The sequence below is a fragment of the Pseudonocardia sp. Ae331_Ps2 genome (assembly GCF_001932405.1).
Taxonomy (GTDB): domain Bacteria; phylum Actinomycetota; class Actinomycetes; order Mycobacteriales; family Pseudonocardiaceae; genus Pseudonocardia.
Window position 1 is genome coordinate 3,109,097 of record NZ_MCIM01000001.1, and the last position, 18,564, is coordinate 3,127,660.

The window sequence follows — 18,564 nt, forward strand, 5'->3', positions numbered from 1 at the left end:
GCTGCCGACACTGCTGCCGACACTGCTGCCGACACTGCTGGGGTCACCCCGTCGGGCCGCCCGACACCGCCCACGACCCCACCGGCGCGGCCCGGCCGTCGCCGCCCGAATACCGTGATCACCATGGCCGACGAGAACGCCGATCCCCGGACGCTGCACGAGAAGCAGCCCGAGAAGCAGGGAGGCCCGGTGGTGCTGCGCGGCGAACGCAGCATCGAGCCGACCACCACCGACCAGCGGCTGCTCGACTCGCGCGGCCCGGCGGACTGGGTGCACACCGACCCGTGGCGGGTGCTGCGCATTCAGGCCGAGTTCGTCGAGGGGTTCGGGATGCTCGCCGAGCTCCCGCGCGCGGCCACCGTGTTCGGCTCGGCCCGCACGAAGGTCGGCTCCCCGGAGTACGAGCTGGGTCGCGAGCTCGGGGCGCGGCTCGCCGGAGCCGGGTTCGCCGTGATCACCGGGGGCGGTCCGGGCGCGATGGAGGCCGCGAACCGCGGCGCCTCCGAGGCGGGCGGGCTCTCGGTGGGGCTCGGCATCGAGCTGCCGTTCGAGCAGGGCCTGAACCCGTGGGTCGACCTCGGGATCAACTTCCGCTACTTCTTCGCCCGCAAGACGATGTTCGTCAAGTACTCGCAGGCGTTCGTCTGTCTGCCCGGCGGGTTCGGCACGCTCGACGAGCTGTTCGAGGCGCTCGTTCTCGTCCAGACCAAGAAGGTCACCAAGTTCCCGGTCGTACTGCTCGGCAGCGACTACTGGGGCGGCCTCTACGACTGGATCGCCAGGACCGTCCTGGTCGACGGCAAGATCAGCGAGAAGGACCTGGACCTGCTGCACGTCACCGACGACATCGACGACGCCGTCGACGTGGTCAACGAGGCCTACCACGCCTGGGAGGAGACGCACTGATGGCCGGTCCGGAGCCCGGGTTCGACGTCTGCGTCTACTGCGCCAGCTCCGACGGCGTCGCCCCGCACTACCTCGCCCTCGCCCGCGAGGTCGGCCGTGCCGTCGCCGCCCGCGGCTGGACGCTCGTCTCCGGTGGGGGCCGCAAGTCGATGATGGGCGCGGTCGCGGCCGGCGCCCGGGACGGTGGCGGCCGCACCGTCGGGGTCATCCCGCGGTCCATGGTCGAGCGCGAGTGGGCCGACCACGACAGCGACGAGCTGCTCGTCGTCGAGAGCATGCGCGAGCGCAAGCAGCAGATGGAGGACCGCGCCGACGCGTTCCTCGCACTCCCCGGCGGCATCGGGACCTGCGAGGAGCTGTTCGAGGTCTGGACGGCCGGGACGCTCGGCCTGCACGGCAAACCGGTCGTGCTGCTCGACCCCGACGGCCACTGGGACGGCCTTGTCGAGTGGGTCGCCGGGCTCGTCGACCGCGGGTTCGCCTCGCGGGCCCCGATCGAGCGGCTGCGGCAGGTCCGCGGTGACGACGCCGCCCCGGCCGACCCCGCGGCGCTGGCCGGCGTGGCGCTCGACGAGTGCGCCCGTCCGCTCGTCTGAGCCCATGCCCCTCGCCGCTCGGCTCGCCGCCCGCAAGGACGGCCGTCGCGTCGCCGTCGTCCTGCCCGCCCTGGACGAGGAGGCGACGGTCGGTCCGCTCGTCGCGGGGCTGACCCGGCTGTGCGAGGGCGACCCCCCGCTGGTCGACGACCTCGTCGTCCTCGACTCCGGCAGCACCGACCGCACCGCGGAGCGCGCCGCCGCGGCCGGGGCTCGGGTGCTCGGCCGGGAACGGGCGGTGCCCGGTGTCCCGGTGCTGCCGGGCAAGGGCGAGGCGATGTGGCGTGCCGTGGTCGCTCTGGGGAGCGGGCCACGCCCGGCCGACCTGGTCTGTTTCGTCGACGCCGACCTCGTCGACCCGCACCCCGAGCTCGTCGAACGGCTCCTCGCCCCGCTGCTCACCCGGCCCGGGACCGCGCTGGTCAAGGGCTACCACCGGCGGCCGCTGACCGGCCCCGGCGGCTCCGTAGGCCCCGGCGGCAGCGACGACGCGGGCGGGCACGAGGGCGGCCGTGTCACCGAGCTGCTCGCCCGCCCCCTGCTCGCCGCCCTCCGGCCCGGGCTGCGGCACGTCCGCCAGCCCATCGGCGGTGAGTACGCCGCGACCCGGGAGCTGCTCGACCGGCTCCCGTTCGCGACCGGCTACGGCGTCGACATCGGCCTGCTGCTCGACACCGACTCCGACACCGTCGTCGGCGGGACCGCGGCCATCGCACAGGCCGACCTGGGCGTGCGCCGGCACCGCAACCGTCCGCTGCACGAGCTCGGCCACACCTCCCGGGAGGTCCTCGCCACGGCCCTGTCCCGGTGCGGGGTCGACGACTCCGGTGCCGGCCTTACCGCGTTCCTCCCCGACGACGTCGGCTCCGACGACGCCCGTCCCGGCCACGGCATGGAGACGGGATGGCGCGCCGAAACCCGTCCGCTGCGTCAGGTGGACCGGCCCCCACCAGGGCGGGTGCGCGACGGAGGGTCCGCCGAGCCGGTGGTCGCGCCCGCCGCCCGCGTGGGGTGGGACCCGTCGTCGGACCGGCGTGATGTGATGGCGGCATGGGGACCGCCCTCGCGTACGTGATCGTCCTGGCCGGCGTCGCCGCGCTGGTCTTCGTGTTGGCGGCCGCGGTCTTCGGCCGTGGGGAGGAGCTCGCCCCGCTCGCCCCGGACGCGACGCCCACCCGGCTGCCCGCCCGCGAGGTGTCCGGCGCCGACGTCCGCGACCTGCGTTTCCAGCAGGTGCTGCGCGGATATCGGATGGCCGAGGTGGACTGGGTACTCGACCGGCTGGCCGGCGAGCTGGACCGGGTCCGGTCCGACCGGCACGAGCTCGCCGACCGGGTGGCCCGGTTGGAGGCGACGATCGCGCGGATGCGCGCCGAGGAGGACCCCGGTGACGGGCAACGACAGCAGTGGTGACCGCGGGACCGCAGGCGGGGTCGGCGACCGGGCCCCGGGCGTTCGGCCGGCCGGCGGCGGCCGGGTGGAGCTGACCGTCCCGGTCGACGTCAACGTCCCCGCCGACGTCCTGTGGGAGGTCGTGTCCGACCTCGAGGGCCAGTCGGACTGGATGCTCGGCACCACCGTCGAGATCACCGCGGGCGACGGCCGCTCGGTCGGCACCGAGCTGCGCGCGGTCACCGGGGTCGGGCCGCTCGGCGTCGCCGACACGATGCGGGTCACCGAGTGGACCGAATCGCCCGTGGGGACGACGGGGCAGCGGCGGATCGTCGTGACCCACACCGGCACCGTGATCCGCGGCGACGGCGTGTTCGTCGTCGTCGAGCTCGGCCCGGCCCGGTCGCGGTTCCTGTGGACCGAGCTGCTCGACCTGCCGCTGGGGGCGCTCGGCCGGTTCGGCTGGCCGCTGGTGCGTCCCGCGTTCCGGGCCGGGGTCGCGCACTCGCTGCGGCGGATGGCCGAGGCGACCGAGGACCGCTACCGGGCGGGCCGGTGACCCGATGACGACGCCGGCGATCACGCCTCCCGACGACCGCGGCCGCTGCGACTGGGCGCTCTCGGCTCCCGACTACGTCGCCTACCACGACGACGAGTGGGGCCGGCCCGTCCACGGCACCGCGGCGTGGTTCGAGCGCCTCACCCTGGAGGGCTTCCAGTCCGGCCTGTCCTGGATCGTCGTGCTGCGCAAGCGCCCCGCGTTCCGGGAGGTCTTCGCCGGCTTCGACCCGGAGACCGTCGCCCGCTTCGGCGACGACGACGTGGTCCGCCTGCTCGGCGACGCCCGGATCGTGCGCAACCGGCAGAAGATCGAGGCCACCGTGGCGAACGCGCGCGCCGTGCTCGACATGGCCGACGCCGGCGACGACCTCGGCGCGTTCCTCGCGTCCTACGCACCGGACCCGGCCGCGCACCCGCGTCCGGCGACGCTGTCCGAGGTCCCCGGCTCCACCCGGGAGTCCACGGCGCTGTCGAAGGCACTCAAGAAGCGCGGCTTCCGGTTCGTCGGCCCCACCACCTGTTACGCGCTCATGCAGGCGACCGGTCTGGTCGACGACCACGTCGCGTACTGCTGGCGGGCCGGGGCCCTCCCGGAGGGCCCGCGGGGTACCGGACCGGGGTCGTCGTAGGGTCGCCGGGCCGTTGCGCTGCGTGAACGCCGCGGGTATCGCTCCCGAGCCGTGATCGCCTCGGTTGCACCTCGACGCCGGTGATGAGGGACAATGTGGTCTCACGGGTCGGCGCGCGCCCCGAGCGCGCACCCGGGGAAACGACAGTTGTGGATGTTGACGGAGGACGGACGAATGGCCGCGATGAAGCCCCGCACCGGCGACGGGCCCATGGAAGTCACCAAGGAGGGCCGGGGCATCGTCATGCGCGTCCCGCTCGAGGGTGGCGGGCGTCTCGTCGTCGAGATGACCCCGGACGAGGCCACCGACCTCAGTGAGGCGCTGAAGTCGACCGTCGGCTGACAGTAGACGACACGGACACGACGCGGCGGGGCCGGGAGACCGGCCCCGCCGTCGTCGTCTCCGGGGGTCCCGGCGACGGGCCTCAGGCCACCGACTCGTAGATCTCCAGCGTCCGACGGGCCATCTCGGCCCAGGCGAACTCGGCGACCGCGCGCTCCCGGCCCCGCTCGCCCATCGTCGCGGCCCGCTGCGGGTCCGCGACCAGCGCGTTGACCCCGTCGGCCAGCGCCGCCTCGAACGCGGCGGTGTCGGCCGGGTCGTAGTGCGCGAGCAGGCCGGTCACGCCGTCGTCGACGACCTCCGGGATCCCGCCGACGTCGGAGGCGACCACGGCCGTCCCGCAGGCCATCGCCTCCAGGTTCACGATGCCCAGCGGCTCGTAGACCGAGGGACACACGAACACCGTCGCCGCCGACAGCAGCTGGCGGACCTCGGTGGTGGCGAGCATCCGCTGGATCCACACGACGCCCTCGCGCGAGGCGGACAGCTCCGCCACCGCCCGCTCGGTCGAGGCCGCGATCTCCTTCGTGTCCGGGGCGCCCGCGCACAGCACGACCTGCGCCGACGGGTCGAACCGGTGCGCCGCCGCGACCAGGTGCCCGAGGCCCTTCTGCCGGGTGATCCGCCCGACGAACACCACCAGCGGCCGGTCCGGGTCGACGCCGTGCGCCAGCAGCGCGTCGCGCGCCGGGTCGGGCGCGTAGAACTGCGTGTCGATGCCGTTGTGCACCACGTGCACCAGCTCCGGGTCGATCGCCGGGTAGGCGTTCAGCACGTCGCGGCGCATGCCGTGCGACACCGCGATGACGGCGTCCGCCGCCTCGTAGGCGGTCCGCTCCACCCACGACGACAGCCGGTACCCGCCGCCGAGCTGCTCGGCCTTCCACGGCCGCAGCGGCTCCAGCGAGTGCGCCGTGACCACGTGCGGGCGCCCGTGCAGCAGGCCGCCGATGTGGCCGGCCATGTTGGCGTACCAGGTGTGGGAGTGCAGCACGTCGCAGCGCTCCAGCTCGGCGGCCATCGACAGGTCCACGCCGAGCGTGGTCAGCGCGGCGTTCGCCCCGTCCGGCAGCGGCGGCGCGGAGTGTGCGCGGGCGTCGGCCGGGGCGTCGCTGCCCGGCTCGGCGAAGCAGTGCACGTCGACGTCGACGAGCTCCCGCAGGGCGGGGACGAGATGTCCCACGTGGACTCCGGCACCGCCGTAGACGGCGGGCGGGTATTCACGGGTGAGAAGGCCGACGCGCACGGGCCGGGACGCTACCGGGGCGCCCGGACGCCGCGCGAGGAGTTCGTGCGCCCGATCCGGTCCGGTCGTGCCCGGGGTCGCGCACGGCGCACACGGCGCGGCCGGACGTATGGCCCCACCACCGAGCGGCCACTAGTGTTCACGCCATGCGACCGACCGCGCCCGGACGTCTTCCCGGCAGGGTTCTCGGCATCGTGCTGGCGGGCGGTGAGGGGAAGCGGCTCTGGCCGCTCACTGCGGACCGCGCCAAACCGGCGGTGCCGTTCGGTGGCAACTACCGGCTCATCGACTTCGTGCTGTCCAACCTCGTGAACTGCGGGATGGACCGGCTGTGCGTGCTGACCCAGTACAAGTCGCACTCGCTTGACCGGCACATCTCGACGACGTGGCGGTTGTCGTCGGTGCTCGACCAGTACATCACCACCGTCCCGGCCCAGCAGCGGCTCGGCCGGCGGTGGTACACCGGCTCGGCGGACGCGATCTTCCAGAGCCTCAACCTGGTCTACGACGACCAGCCCGAGTACATCGCCGTGTTCGGCGCCGACCACGTCTACCGGATGGATCCGGCGCAGATGATCGCCCAGCACGCCGAGTCCGGCGCGGGCGTCACCGTCGCGGGGATCCGGGTGCCGCGGGCCGAGGCGAAGGCCTTCGGCTGCATCGCCTCCGACGAGTCCGGTCGCATCACCGAGTTCCTCGAGAAGCCGTCCGACCCGCCGCACGTGCCCGACGACCCGGACGTCACGTTCGCCTCGATGGGCAACTACGTGTTCACCACCGAGGCCCTGCTCGACGCGCTGAAGGCCGACGCGGCGAACGCCGACTCCGACCACGACATGGGCGGGGACATCATCCCGGCGCTGGTCGCCAAGGGTGAGGCGCACGTCTACGACTTCGCCGACAACGTCGTGCCCGGTGCCACCGAACGGGACGCTGGCTACTGGCGCGACGTCGGGACCATCGACGCCTACTACGACGCGCACACCGACCTCGTCTCGGTGCACCCGATCTTCAACCTCTACAACCAGCGCTGGCCGATCCGCACCGCGGTGCCCGCCCTGCCGCCGGCGAAGTTCGTCGAGGGCGGCATCGCGCAGGACTCGATCGTCGGCGCGGGCACGATCATCTCTGGGGCGATCGTGCGCCGGTCGGTGATCAGCCCGAACGTGTCGGTGTCGGGCGGTGCGGAGGTCTCGGACTCGGTCGTGCTGCCGGGCGCCCGGATCGGCCGGGGCGCGGTGGTGCGGCGGGCGATCCTCGACAAGAACGTCGTCGTCCCCGACGGTGCCCTGATCGGGGTCGACCTGAACCTGGACCGCAGCCGCTACACGGTCTCCAACGGCGGCGTCGTGGTCCTGGGCAAGGGCGTCACCGCCCACTGAGCTACCTGCGGTGTGGATGCCGCGTTCGCTCCGCTCACCTGCGGACCGCGCAGAGCATCCCGTCCGCGACCGGCAGCAGCGCCGACAGCAGGCGCTCATCGTCGCGGACCAGGGCGGCGGTCTCGCGCAGCGCGGCCGTGCCCGGACCGTGCTCGGCGCCGGGCTCGGCGACCCGGCCGCCGTCGAGCACCCCCTCCAGCACGAGCATCCCGCCGGGGCGCAGCAGCCGGATCGCCTCGGCCAGGTAGCCGGGGTACTCGGCCGGGACCGCGTCGGCGACGACGAGGTCGTAGCCGCCGTCGGTCAGCCGCGGCAGCACCTCCAGCGCCATCCCGTTGATCAGCCGGGCCCGCCCCGGCCCGTACCCGGCGGCGAGGAAGGTCCGCCGGGCCGAGCGCTGCAGCTCCGGGTCGACGTCGATGGTCGTCAGCGTCCCGTCACCGGCCATGCCGCGCAGCAGGTACAGCCCGCTCACCCCGGCCCCGGTCCCGATCTCCACCACGGCCCGCGCGGAGATCGTCGCGGCCAGCACCGACAGTGCCGCCCCGCCCGCCGCGGAGATGGGGTGCGCGCCCGCCGCCGTGCCCAGTGCGCGGGCCTCGCCGCACGCGTCGTCCTCGGCGAGGTAGCCATCGGCGTACGCGGCCGCCCCCGCGGGTGTGCTCATGGAACAAGATTATCGCCGGACGATTTCACAGACTTCTCTCAGACGGGTTTCACATCCTCCTCATGGGTGGCAGGCAGGCTGTGCTGCAACGAACGAAGCTTCGCGGCCGATCGACTCCACGACACGGTCGCGACTCACGGAGGTGCCCCGCCCCGATGTCCGCCCCTCGCGCAACCGACGACGCCCCGTTCCGGGACGCCGCCGCCGGTACCCGCCCCGGTGAGGGTGCCGACTGGACCCCGCCCACCTGGGACGAGGTCGTCCGGGAGCACGCCGACCGCGTCTACCGCCTCGCCTACCGCCTGTCCGGCAACCAGCACGACGCCGAGGACCTCACCCAGGAGACGTTCATCCGGGTGTTCCGGTCCCTGGCGTCCTACAAGCCGGGCACCTTCGAGGGCTGGCTGCACCGCATCACCACGAACCTGTTCCTCGACATGGTCCGCCGCCGCGCCCGGCTGCGGATGGAGGGCCTGCCCGAGGACACCGACCGCCTGCCGGGCGGTGGCCCCGAGCCCGAGACCGTCTTCGCGATCAACCACCTCGACCCGCACCTGCAGGCCGCGCTGGACGAGCTGCCCCCGGACTTCCGGGTCGCCGTCGTCCTGTGCGACGTCGAGGGCCTGTCCTACGAGGAGATCGGCGCGACCCTCGGGGTGAAGCTCGGCACCGTCCGCAGCCGCATCCACCGAGGCCGGACCGCGCTGCGGGCGTCGCTGGAGCGGCACCGTGCGGCGGCTGCGGAGGAGCAGCCGGTGGCATCCGACCGTGGTCCGGTGGCAGAGTTGGTGCCGTGACCGAGCGACGGCGTTTCCAGGTCGTCCCCCCGGACTGGGGGGAGACGCATCTGACGCTCGAGGCGGTCGTCGCCTTCGTGGACGACGAGTTGGCCGCCGGTCCGCACGACCGTGCTGCCCGCCACCTCGAGCGCTGCCCCGACTGCGCGGTGGAGGTCGCCGAGCAGCGGCGGGCCCGCACCGCGCTGCGAGCGGCCGACGCCCCCACGCTCCCGCCGTCGCTGATGTCGGCGCTGCGCGCCATCCCGCAGGACACCGAGCTGCCCCCGCCGCCGGCGGGCCTCTCGCTCACCCCGGACGGCCAGCTCGTGTCGGTGCTGCGCCCGGCACCGGTCGAGGGCGACCACGGCCGTCGCGCCAGCCGGTCGCGACGCGTACGCCTGGGCACCGGCGCCGCCGTGTCCGGGCTGGCGCTCGGCGCACTCGCGCTCGGTCTGCCCCCCACCACGACCGGCACCCCGACCGCGCCGACCGTGCCCGGCCCGGGTGCCGCGGCCGTCGCCCGGTTCGCGGCCACCCCGGTGCCCGCCTCGTCGCGGCGGACGGCCGTCCCGGCGGTCAGCACCACGGCGGGCTCGACCGGCGCGTCGCTGTCGCCGACGACCTCGGCCACCCCGACCGGCGACGCCGGCCTCTCCCCGACGCCCTGACCCGTCACCGATACACCGACTTCACCGCCCGCCGGGCAGGCTGTACGGGTGTACTGGGTGGACGCCGTGCCGGCTGATCGATCGTCGGGAGCAGTCTCCCCGGGCTCCGGGGTGACCCGGTGAGCGACGACCGCGGCGCACGCCCGGACGGCGCGGCCGATCCGGACGCGCCCGGCTCCGCCCCGCCGCGACTGCGCCCCCGCCCGCTGGACCGTCCGGCGACCGACCCCGGCGAACGGGCGGCGTTCGGCCGCCCAGACGGCGTCGACAGCTCGTTCGCGCCGCCGTCGTCGCACCTCGGGGCGAACGGGTCGCTGCCGAGCGCGCCCCCGCCGACCGCCGCCGTCGCTCGCGCCTTCGGCCGGCCGGACCGCACATCCGACGGCGAGCCCGCCGGCGGTCTGCAACGCCCGCCCGGTGCGTCGGGCGACGCGCTGCGTGGGGGTGAGCAGAGCGCCGAGCAGGACCCGTTCTGGCCCGGCGGCTCGGCCGGCGACCCGTGGCGCGACCCGGGCACGCCGGTCGTCGCCGCCCCGCCCCCCGGCGACGGCGCCGCCCCCGCGGAGGGCCCTCGCCCCGACGGTCCCCGCCTCAGCGTCCGCGAGGTCCTGTTCGGCAGGCGGGTGCAGCCGCGCGCGCTGGCGCTGCTCGGCGTCCTCGCCCTGCTCGTCGGCGCGGCGGGCGGACTGGTCGGGTACTGGTCCGCGACCGCGGCGGGTGCCCTGACCAGCCCCGGAGCGGTGCTGAGCGCGACCGAGCCGGCTCGTGAACGGCCGCCCGGCTCGGTGTCGGAGGTCGCCTCGCGGGTGCTGCCCGCGGTCGTCTCGTTGGAGGTGACCGTCGGCAACCAGGCGGGCAACGGCTCCGGCGTCGTGATCGACCCCGCGGGCTACGTACTCACCAACGACCACGTCGTCGCGCCCGCCACCGGGCCGGGCCAGGGCACCATCGAGGCCCTGTTCTCCGACGGGTCCCGGGTCCCGGCCACCGTGGTCGGGGCGGACCCGATGACCGACCTCGCGGTGGTCAAGGTGCCCGTCGCGAACCCGACGGTCGCCGCGATCGGCCGCTCCGGCGAGCTCGCCGTCGGCGACGCGGTGATCGCGATCGGGTCGCCGTTCGGCCTGGCCGGCACGGTGACGACCGGGATCGTGTCGGCCGTCGATCGCCCGGTGCGGCTCGACCCGGAGGGCAGCGCGGGCGACGCGGTCATCGACGCGGTGCAGACCGACGCCGCGATCAACCCCGGCAACTCCGGCGGCCCGCTGGTGGACGCGACCGGCGCCGTCGTCGGCATCAACACGGCGATCCGCAGCGCGGACAGCGCCCAGTCCGGCGGGCAGGGCGGCTCGATCGGCCTCGGCTTCGCCATCCCGATCGACGACGCCCGCGCCATCGCCGAGGAGCTCATCCGCACCGGCCGCGTCGCGCACGCCGACCTCGGTGTCAACTCCCGCTCGGTCACCGACGGCGCCACCGACGGCGCCCAGGTGCAGAACGTCGTCGCCGGGGGACCGGCGGCCGCGGCCGGGATCGCCGACGGCGACGTCGTCGTCGACATCGCCGGGCGCCCCATCGCCAGTGCCGACGAGCTGGTCGTCGCCGTCCGCGAGCACTCACCCGGCGAGCAGGTCCCGGTCCGCCTCGTCCGTCAGGGACGACCGCTCACCGTGACCGTGACGCTCGGGCAGCGCTAGTACCCGTACGCTGGCGTCGTGTTCGAGAACATCGGCATGCCGGAGATCCTCGTCCTGGTCGTGGCGGGGCTCTTCATCCTGGGCCCGGAACGGCTGCCCGAGGCGGCGGCCTGGGTCGGTCGCGCGGTCCGGCAGGTCAAGGAGTTCGCGAGCGGCGCCCAGAACCACCTGAAGAAGGAGCTGGGCCCGGAGTTCGACCAGATCCAGCAGCCGCTCAACGACCTGCGCAGCCTGCGCTCGCTCAACCCGCGGACCGCGATCACCCGGAGCCTGTTCTCCGACGACGCCGCCACCCCGCCGGTCAAGCCCAACGGGTTCGCCCCGGGCCCGGGTGCCGGCGCCGCCGGGGCCGCAGCCCTGGGCGGGGCAGCGGCGAGCACCCCGGCCCCGGTCCGTCCGCCGCAGCCACCGCTGGCCGCCGACGAGCGCCCCCCGGTGGACCCGGACGCGACCTGACCCCGGCCCCTCCCTACGACGACGGCGCCGCTCCCCGGCCGGGGTGCGGCGCCGTCGTCGTGGACGGGGTCGGTTCAGCCCAGCAGCGGCGGCCGGCGCAGGTGGTGCGTGGTCGCGCGCTGGTAGGCGTGCGCGGCGGCCAGCACCGTGGCGTCGGCGTGCCGCGGTCCGACGACCTGCAGACCCACCGGCAGACCGGCGGAGGTGAAGCCGCACGGCACCGAGGTCGCGGGCTGCTGGGTCATGTTGAACGGGTAGGTGAACGGCGTCCACGACGTCCAGCGCGGGTCGTGCCAGCCCTCGGGGACCTCCCGGCCGCCCTCGAACGCGGTGATCGGCAGGGTCGGGGTGAGCAGCAGGTCGTACTCGGAGTGGAAGGCGCCCATCAGCGTCCCCAGCTCGTTGCGCACGGCCATCGCGCCCAGGTAGTCCAGCGCCGAGACCCGGGCCCCCTGCTCGGCGATCTCCACCAGCGCCGGGTCCATGGCCTTCCTGGCCTCGGCGCCGATGGGCTCCAGGGACTTCGCGGCGGCGGCGAACCAGAGCGTGTGGAACGGCTCGATCGGGTCGGCGAAACCGGGGTCGGCGTTCTCGACGGTCGCACCGAGCTCACGGGCGAACACCGCGACCGCCTCGGCGACGAGCGCCGCCACCTCCGGGTCGACGTCGACGAACCCGAGAGTGGGGGAGAACGCGATCCGCAGACCCGCCGCGCCGCCGGCGAGCCGCTCGACGGCCGACTCACGGGGCACGTCGAACACCCACGGGTCCCGCGTGTCGGGCTGGGCGACGACGTCGTACAGCAGCGCGGCGTCCTCGACGGTGCGGGTCATCGGGCCGACGTGGGCCAGGGTCCCGAACGCCGAGCCCGGGTAGTGCGCGATGCGGCCGTAGGTGGGCTTGTGCGCGACGGTCCCGGTGAACGCGGCCGGGATGCGGACCGAGCCGCCCGCGTCGGTGCCCAGCGACAGGGGTCCCATCCCCAGCCCGACGGCCGCCGCCGAGCCGCCGGACGAGCCGCCGGCCGTCCTCGTCGGGTCCCACGGGTTGGTGGTGACGCCGGTCAGCGGTGAGTCGGTCACGCCCTTCCACGCCAGCTCCGGGGTGGTGTTCTTCCCGATCAGCACCGCACCCGCGGCGCGGACCCTGGCCACCGGCGGGCCGTCGACCTCGAACGGCCCGTCCGGCGACGTCGTCGTCGAGCCGCGGCGGGTCGGCCAGCCGATCGTCAGGAGCATGTCCTTGATCGAGGTGGGCACGCCGTCGAGCGGCCCGACCGGCTCACCGGCCTGCCAGCGCGCCTCGGAGTCCTTGGCCTGCGACAGTGCCGAGTCGGGGTCGACCAGGCAGAACGCGTTCACCGCGCCGTCGTGCGCCTCGATCCGCTCCAGCGCGTCCCGGGTGGCCTGCACCGGCGAGATCTCGCCGCTGCGGTAGCCCGCCAGCAGCTCGGTCGCGCTGAGGTCTGCAGTCGTCACAGCAGTCACACCTTTCCTGCGGATGAGCTCACGTACCCGCGCTCGGGGTCCACCACGTTGCGCAGCTCCCGGCCGTCCCGGAAGCGCGCGAGGTTGTCGGCGAACAGCTCGACGAGCATGTCCTTCCAGCCGACGACGTCACCGGACATGTGCGGGGAGAGCAGCACGTGCTCCATCGCCCACAGCGGCGAGGTCGCGGGCAGCGGCTCGACCTCGAACACGTCCAGCGCCGCGCCGGCGAGCCGCCCGGTCGCGAGCGCGTCGGTCAGGTCGTCCTGCACGACGAGCGCGCCCCGGCCCACATTGACGACCCTGGCCCGCTCGGGCAGCAGGGCGATCGTCCCGGAGTGCAGCATCCCGCGGGTCGCGTCGGTCAGCGGAGCGGCGAGCACCAGGTGGTCGGTGTCGGGCAGCAGGCCGGGCAGCTCGTCGAAGGCGTGCACACCGTCCGCGGCGCGCCGGCCGACCAGCCGCACCCGCATCCCGACCGCACCCAGCAGGTCGGCGACGGCGCGTCCGATCGGCCCGCTCCCGACGACCGTCGCGACCTTCCCGGCGACGGTCTCGGTCTCGCGGTGGCGCCAGGTCCGCTCCCGCTGCAGCGCGAGCGAGCGGGCGGTGTCCTTGGCGAACGCGATCACCGCGCCGAGCACGAACTCGGCGATGGGCCGGTCGAACACGCCGCGGGAGTTCGTCAGCGTCGCGCCCGAGGCGAGCAGGGCGGGGAACGCGACCCGGTCGACGCCGGCGCTGGCGGTGTGGACCCAGCGCAGCGCGGAGGTGTCGGTGGCGTCCCAGACGTCCTTGACGGCGTCGGAGGTGAAGTCCCAGGTGAGCAGCACGTCGCTGCCGGGCAGTGCGGCGGCGAGCCCGTCGGCGTCGGCGGCGAAGCGGAGACGTGCGTCACCGGCGTGGCGCTCGAGGCCGGGCGGGGTCTCCCCGCCGTGCAGCACGGCGACGGTGATCGGGTCCTGACCAGCGGAAACCGGCAACGGGAGATCCTGTCGGTAGGGAGGTCGGGCGGCGTTGACACGCTAAGAAGCGCACCTACGATTGTCAACAATCCGCGTATCGGACAGGGGGATCGGATGACCAAGCTGATCAGGATCGAGCTCGCGAAGCGGGGCGTCGCCTGCACCGCGGCACTGCTGGAGACCGAGGCGCCCCGCACCGCCGCGGCGGTCTGGGAGGCACTGGCCGACGGCCCGCAGGGCGGCGACGCGCAGCACGCCAAGTACGCCCGCAACGAGGTCTACACGATCGTCCCGCGGTTCGGCCCGCGGATCGGGCAGGAGAACCCGACGGTGACCCCCATCCCGGGCGACGTCTGCTACTTCGACTTCCACGGCGGGATGCTCGACAGCGCGTTCAAGGACGACCAGGGCATCGACGCCGCCGAGGGCGGGATCGACCTCGCGATCTTCTACGGGCGCAACAACCTGCTGCTCAACGGCGACGTCGGCTGGGTGCCGGGCAACGTGTTCGCCACCATCGTCGACGGTCTCGACGCGATGGCGACCGCCTGTCACGACGTGTGGCGCGCGGGCAGCGTGGGGGAGCGGCTCGTCTACTCGCGGGCGTCCTGACCCTTGCGGTCACCCCAGCCTCTGTAGGATTGTCGACAACATGAGCACGGTCGGATTCCTCTACCCGGGCTACTCGGCCGAGGACGACTACCCGCGCGCCGAGAAGCTGCTGGCCGATGGCAGCCGGCTCGCCCTCGTCCACACCGAGATGGCCACCGACGCCCACCGCGAGGACGCGCTGCTCGCCATCGGCGGCGACGAGGTCCTCGCCGAGGGGGCACGTCGGGTCGCCGCGGAGGCGGGCCCGCTGGACGCGGTCGTCTGGGCCTGCACCTCGGGGTCGTTCATCTTCGGCCCCGACGGTGCCGCCCGGCAGGTCGCGGCGCTGGAACGGGTGTCGGGCGTGCCGACGTCGAGCACGTCGTTCGCCTTCGTCGACGCCTGTCGACGGCTCGGGATCGGCTCGGTGGCGGTCGGGGCGACCTACCCGCCCGACGTCGCCGGCGCCTTCGTGCACTTCCTGACCCACCACGACATCTCCGTGCACACGCTGTCCGCGCGCGACATCATCACCGCCGCCGAGGTCGGGACGCTGCCGCCGGAGACGGTGCTGGAGTTCGCCGCCGCGGTGGCCTCGGACGCGCCCGGCGCCGACGCGGTGCTGCTGCCCGACACCGCGCTGCACACCGTGGACGTGCTCGACGCGCTGGAGGCGCGGGTGGGCAGGCCGGTGCTGACCGCGAACCAGGTGAGCATCTGGCAGGGCCTGCGCCTGGCCGGGGCCGACATCGACCGTCCCGGCCTGGGGACACTGTTCCGGAGAGGGTGAGTCGTGGGCCTGGACGTCTCGGAGCTCGAGCCGGTGAGCCGGCGCTCCACCGCGGAAATCGTCGCCGACCGGATCCGTGCCGCGATCATGCGCGGCACGTTCGCGCCGGGCACCCAGCTCGGCGAGGTGGACCTCGCGAACCGGCTCGGGGTGAGCCGCGGCCCGCTGCGGGAGGCGATGCAGCGGCTGGTCGCCGAGGGGCTGCTGCGCAGTGAACGCCATCGTGGCCTGTTCGTGCGCGAGCTCGGCCCCGACGACGTCCGCGACGTCTACCTGGCGCGCACCGCCGTCGAGCGGGCCGCGGCGCTGAAGGTGCTGGAGGGCGACCGGGCCGCCGCCGTCGTCGCGCTGGAGATCCCGCTCGGGGTGATGGCCGCCGCGGCCGAGGCGGGTGACGCCGTCGCGCTCGCCGACGCCGACCACGACTTCCACGCCGCGCTCGTCGCCGCCTCGGGGAGCCCGCGGCTGCGCCGGATGACCGAGGGGCTCCTCGTCGAGACGCGGATGTGTCTCGCCGCGTTCCAGCAGACCGCCCCGCCCGCCCGCGCGCTGCTCGCCGAGCACGAACTGCTGCGCGACGCCCTGCGCGACGGCCGCACCGAGCTGCTGCTCGACCGGCTGGCCGCGCACATGGACGACGCCGTCAGCCGGATCCTCGCCGCGATGCCCGGCGCGGCCTGAGTGCACCTGTGAACCGCACCGCCGGACACCCCGGGGACTAGTTCGCATACGTAACATGTCGGGACGTGGTGGGCGTCCTCGAGGGTTTCCTGGTCATCGGCGTCGTCGTGACCGTCGGGTACGTCCTCGGCCGTGGCCGGCTGCTCGGCGACCAGGGCTCGAAGGTCCTCGCCCGCACCGCCTTCTTCGTCGCGACGCCCGCGCTGCTGTTCACGACCCTCAGCCACTCCGACGTCGGTGCCGTGCTGTCCTCGGGACTGGTCGTCACCGCGGTCACCAGCACCGTGGCCTGCCTGCTCTTCGTGCCGGTCGCGCTGCTCCGTCGGCGCCCGGCCGGCGAGGTCGTCGTCGGGTCGATGGCGTCCGGCTACGTCAACGCGGGCAACCTCGGCATCCCGATCGCGACCTACGTGCTCGGCGACTCCGCCGCCGTCGCCCCCGTGCTGCTGTTCCAGCTCGCGATCCTGACCCCGCTGTTCACGACCCTGATGGACGTCCTGCCCGGCGACGGCCGCGGCGAGCGGCCCGGGTGGGTCCGGGTCGCGTTCGCCCCGCTGCGCAACCCGATCGCGATCGCCACCGCCGCCGGGTTGACCGTCTCCGCGACGGGCGTCGTCCTGCCGGAGCCGGTGACCGCCCCGATCGAGCTGCTCGCCGACCTCGCGGTGCCCGCCATGCTGCTCGCGTTCGGCATCTCCCTGTACGGCGCCCGCCGCCCCGGGACGGGGGAGACCGCGGTCTCGGTGTGGATCGCCGTCGCGATCAAGAACGTGGCGCACCCGGTGATCGCCTGGGCCTTCGCCGCGGGGGTGCTCGGCCTGACCGGCCCGGCGCTGCTCGCCGCGGTGGTGCTGGCCGCGCTGCCCACCGCGCAGAACGTCTTCGGCTACGCCGTGCGGTACGACCGCGCCGTCCCGCTGGCCCGCGACGTGGCGCTGGCCTCGACGGTCGTCGCCGTCCCCGTGCTGCTGGTGATCGCCGCCCTGCTGGCCTGACCAGGGCTTTCCTCTTTGCTGCGTCCGAGATGAGGGGTCCTTCGCTCGTCCTTTTGCTCTGCTCACCGATACGCAGCACCGGCCCTGCGCCGGCGCCGGGTGGCGTCACGGCGGGCCGGCCACCCGTGTCGCGCGTGCGCCGAGATGCAGCCCAGCGGGCGGTGGAGATCGACAACTCCCGCTGAGCTGCATCTCGACGCCGCCGACGACGGCTGTCCGCACGCGACGCGGGCCCGTCCGGGACCGCAGCGCCGGGTCGCCCCGGGTGCCTGATGCGTATCGGTGAGCAGAGCAAAGGCGGGCCCGGACGACCCTTGCCCGGACCCACCCACCCGTGTTTCCCTAGGATTGTCGACAACTCGACAACCTGAGACGCACCACCCTCGACGCACCAGGAGCTGCGAACCCATGGCACAGCTGTCCCCGCTGCTCAAGCAGGCCACCCCGGTCCAGGCCGCCCGCGGTGAGGGCGTCTACCTGTACGACACCGACGGGCGCCGCCACCTCGACTTCACCGCCGGAATCGGCGTCACCTCGACCGGGCACTGCCACCCGAGGGTCGTCGCGGCGGCGCAGGAGCAGGTGGCCACGCTGATCCACGGGCAGTACACGACCGTGATGCACCAGCCACTGCTGGCGCTGGTCGAGCGGATGGGCGAGGTGCTCCCCGAGGGCATCGACTCGGTGTTCTTCACCAACTCCGGTTCCGAGGCCGTCGAGGCGTCGGTGCGGCTGGCCCGCCAGGCCACCGGCCGGCAGCTGATCGTCGCGTTCGACGGTGGCTTCCACGGCCGCACCATGGGTGCCGCGGCGCTCACCACCTCCGGGGCGAAGATCCGGGCCGGGATCGGCCCGATGATGGGTGGGGTGGCGTTCGCGCCCTTCCCCTACGCCTACCGCTACGGCTGGTCCGAGGAGCAGGCCGTCGCGTTCGCCCTGTCCGAGCTCGACCGCCAGCTGGCGAGCACCGCGCCGGCGTCCGACGTCGCCGCGTTCATCGTCGAGCCGGTGCTCGGCGAGGGCGGCTACGTCCCGACCCCGCCCGCGTTCCTCCAGGGGCTGCGCGAGCGCGCCGACCGGCACGGCATCCTGCTGATCGCCGACGAGGTCCAGACCGGCTACGGCCGCACCGGGAAGTTCTGGGGGCACCAGCACGCCGAGGGCCTCGTCCCGGACATCATCGTCACCGCCAAGGGGCTCGCGTCCGGCTTCCCGCTCTCGGCCATCGCCGCGCCCAAGGCCCTGATGGAGAAGGCGTGGCCCGGCTCGCAGGGCGGCACCTACGGCGGCAACGCCGTCGCCTGCGCCGCCGCGCTCGCGACCCTCGAGGTCGTGCAGGGCGAGGGGCTGGTCGAGAACGCCCGGGTGCAGGGCGAGAAGCTCCTCGCCGGTGTCCGGGACGCCGCGCAGGGGATCGCCGCCATCGGCGACGTCCGCGGCCGCGGACTCATGATCGGCATCGAATTCGTCGACGCCGACGGCAAGCCCGACGGCGCCACCGCCGCGACGGTGCACGCCGCGGCCGCCGCACAGGGCCTGCTGCTGCTGACCTGCGGTGTGTACGGCAACGTCGTCCGGATGATCCCGGCGCTGGTCGTGACCTCCGAGCAGGTCGACGAGGGGCTGGCGCTCTGGACCAAGGCGCTGAACGACGCGCTGTCCTGAGACCCGCCCCGGGGGACGGACGAGGCCCCGCACACCGGTCGGGTGTGCGGGGCCTCGTGGTGTCGGAGG

Annotated in this window: 21 protein-coding genes; 17 read left to right on the forward strand and 4 right to left on the reverse strand. The window is 74.3% G+C overall.

Annotated features, from left to right (window positions below; translation table 11 throughout):
- Positions 1-123: 123 nt before the first annotated feature.
- The 7 genes from Ae331Ps2_RS14965 (at position 124) to Ae331Ps2_RS14995 (ending at position 4,426) form a co-directional block, all read left to right on the forward strand.
- Positions 124-906: a TIGR00730 family Rossman fold protein gene (locus tag Ae331Ps2_RS14965; protein WP_075312338.1), complete on the forward strand. Its 783-nt coding sequence runs from the start codon at positions 124-126 to the stop codon at positions 904-906.
- Complete coding sequence (locus tag Ae331Ps2_RS14970; protein ID WP_075308189.1) at positions 906-1,502, forward strand: TIGR00730 family Rossman fold protein; 597 nt, start codon at positions 906-908, stop codon at positions 1,500-1,502. The genes Ae331Ps2_RS14965 and Ae331Ps2_RS14970 overlap by 1 nt, the downstream gene beginning before the upstream one ends.
- 4 nt (positions 1,503-1,506) lie before the next feature.
- Complete coding sequence (locus Ae331Ps2_RS14975; protein ID WP_083695578.1) at positions 1,507-2,577, forward strand: glucosyl-3-phosphoglycerate synthase; 1,071 nt, start codon at positions 1,507-1,509, stop codon at positions 2,575-2,577.
- Positions 2,553-2,915 carry a DivIVA domain-containing protein gene (locus Ae331Ps2_RS14980; RefSeq protein WP_020626070.1) on the forward strand — a complete coding sequence of 121 codons (363 nt, stop codon included), beginning with the start codon at positions 2,553-2,555 and terminating at the stop codon, positions 2,913-2,915. The genes Ae331Ps2_RS14975 and Ae331Ps2_RS14980 overlap by 25 nt, the downstream gene beginning before the upstream one ends.
- Entirely contained in the window at positions 2,890-3,453 is a 564-nt protein-coding gene (locus Ae331Ps2_RS14985; protein ID WP_337819610.1) for an SRPBCC family protein, read from the forward strand. Before Ae331Ps2_RS14980 ends, Ae331Ps2_RS14985 begins: the two co-directional genes overlap by 26 nt.
- Positions 3,454-3,457: 4 nt before the next feature.
- Positions 3,458-4,084 carry a DNA-3-methyladenine glycosylase I gene (locus tag Ae331Ps2_RS14990; RefSeq protein WP_075308187.1) on the forward strand — a complete coding sequence of 209 codons (627 nt, stop codon included), beginning with the start codon at positions 3,458-3,460 and terminating at the stop codon, positions 4,082-4,084.
- A gap of 174 nt (positions 4,085-4,258) precedes the next feature.
- On the forward strand, positions 4,259-4,426 hold the full coding sequence (locus Ae331Ps2_RS14995; RefSeq protein ID WP_010241564.1) for a DUF3117 domain-containing protein: 168 nt from the start codon (positions 4,259-4,261) through the stop codon (positions 4,424-4,426).
- 82 nt (positions 4,427-4,508) lie between these two features.
- Here Ae331Ps2_RS14995 and glgA read toward each other — a convergent pair whose 3' ends face one another.
- A complete protein-coding gene (gene glgA, locus Ae331Ps2_RS15000) occupies positions 4,509-5,672 on the reverse strand; it encodes a glycogen synthase (RefSeq protein WP_075308185.1) in 1,164 nt (387 codons plus the stop codon).
- Positions 5,673-5,818: 146 nt separating this feature from the next.
- Here glgA and glgC point away from each other — a divergent pair, with 146 nt between their 5' ends.
- Positions 5,819-7,054, forward strand: coding sequence for a glucose-1-phosphate adenylyltransferase (glgC, locus tag Ae331Ps2_RS15005; protein WP_051050304.1), 1,236 nt, complete (start codon positions 5,819-5,821; stop codon positions 7,052-7,054).
- Between the two features lie 34 nt (positions 7,055-7,088).
- Here glgC and Ae331Ps2_RS15010 read toward each other — a convergent pair whose 3' ends face one another.
- Positions 7,089-7,721 (reverse strand): O-methyltransferase, encoded by a 633-nt coding sequence (locus Ae331Ps2_RS15010; RefSeq protein WP_075308183.1) that lies wholly within the window; start codon positions 7,719-7,721, stop codon positions 7,089-7,091.
- Positions 7,722-7,876: 155 nt separating this feature from the next.
- On the opposite strand from Ae331Ps2_RS15010, the gene sigE reads away from it, so the two are divergent.
- The 4 genes from sigE to tatB all read left to right on the forward strand — a co-directional run bounded on the left by sigE (position 7,877) and on the right by tatB (position 11,321).
- The gene (gene sigE, locus Ae331Ps2_RS15015; protein ID WP_020626064.1) at positions 7,877-8,518 is read left to right on the forward strand and encodes an RNA polymerase sigma factor SigE; all 642 of its coding nucleotides are present in this window, start codon (positions 7,877-7,879) and stop codon (positions 8,516-8,518) included.
- Complete coding sequence (locus Ae331Ps2_RS15020) at positions 8,515-9,168, forward strand: zf-HC2 domain-containing protein (protein WP_075308181.1); 654 nt, start codon at positions 8,515-8,517, stop codon at positions 9,166-9,168. Before sigE ends, Ae331Ps2_RS15020 begins: the two co-directional genes overlap by 4 nt.
- A gap of 119 nt (positions 9,169-9,287) precedes the next feature.
- Positions 9,288-10,865 (forward strand): trypsin-like peptidase domain-containing protein, encoded by a 1,578-nt coding sequence (locus Ae331Ps2_RS15025; protein WP_075308179.1) that lies wholly within the window; start codon positions 9,288-9,290, stop codon positions 10,863-10,865.
- An 18-nt stretch (positions 10,866-10,883) separates the two neighbouring features.
- A complete protein-coding gene (tatB, locus tag Ae331Ps2_RS15030; RefSeq protein ID WP_075308177.1) occupies positions 10,884-11,321 on the forward strand; it encodes a Sec-independent protein translocase protein TatB in 438 nt (145 codons plus the stop codon).
- Between the two features lie 74 nt (positions 11,322-11,395).
- Here the strand turns inward: tatB and Ae331Ps2_RS15035 are convergent, their stop codons facing one another.
- Both Ae331Ps2_RS15035 and Ae331Ps2_RS15040 read right to left on the reverse strand, forming a co-directional pair.
- Entirely contained in the window at positions 11,396-12,799 is a 1,404-nt protein-coding gene (locus Ae331Ps2_RS15035) for an amidase (RefSeq protein ID WP_075329743.1), read from the reverse strand.
- Positions 12,800-12,804: 5 nt separating this feature from the next.
- On the reverse strand, positions 12,805-13,791 hold the full coding sequence (locus Ae331Ps2_RS15040; RefSeq protein WP_075308175.1) for a D-2-hydroxyacid dehydrogenase: 987 nt from the start codon (positions 13,789-13,791) through the stop codon (positions 12,805-12,807).
- A 96-nt stretch (positions 13,792-13,887) separates the two neighbouring features.
- On the opposite strand from Ae331Ps2_RS15040, the gene Ae331Ps2_RS15045 reads away from it, so the two are divergent.
- The 5 genes from Ae331Ps2_RS15045 (at position 13,888) to Ae331Ps2_RS15065 (ending at position 18,495) form a co-directional block, all read left to right on the forward strand.
- Entirely contained in the window at positions 13,888-14,385 is a 498-nt protein-coding gene (locus tag Ae331Ps2_RS15045) for a DUF3830 family protein (RefSeq protein ID WP_020624324.1), read from the forward strand.
- 40 nt (positions 14,386-14,425) lie between these two features.
- Complete coding sequence (locus tag Ae331Ps2_RS15050) at positions 14,426-15,154, forward strand: maleate cis-trans isomerase (RefSeq protein ID WP_020624325.1); 729 nt, start codon at positions 14,426-14,428, stop codon at positions 15,152-15,154.
- Between the two features lie 9 nt (positions 15,155-15,163).
- Positions 15,164-15,835: a GntR family transcriptional regulator gene (locus Ae331Ps2_RS15055; protein WP_369804865.1), complete on the forward strand. Its 672-nt coding sequence runs from the start codon at positions 15,164-15,166 to the stop codon at positions 15,833-15,835.
- Positions 15,836-15,900: 65 nt separating this feature from the next.
- Positions 15,901-16,830 (forward strand): AEC family transporter, encoded by a 930-nt coding sequence (locus Ae331Ps2_RS15060; protein WP_075308173.1) that lies wholly within the window; start codon positions 15,901-15,903, stop codon positions 16,828-16,830.
- A 408-nt stretch (positions 16,831-17,238) separates the two neighbouring features.
- The gene (locus tag Ae331Ps2_RS15065) at positions 17,239-18,495 is read left to right on the forward strand and encodes an aspartate aminotransferase family protein (RefSeq protein ID WP_020624328.1); all 1,257 of its coding nucleotides are present in this window, start codon (positions 17,239-17,241) and stop codon (positions 18,493-18,495) included.
- Positions 18,496-18,564 lie beyond the last annotated feature (69 nt).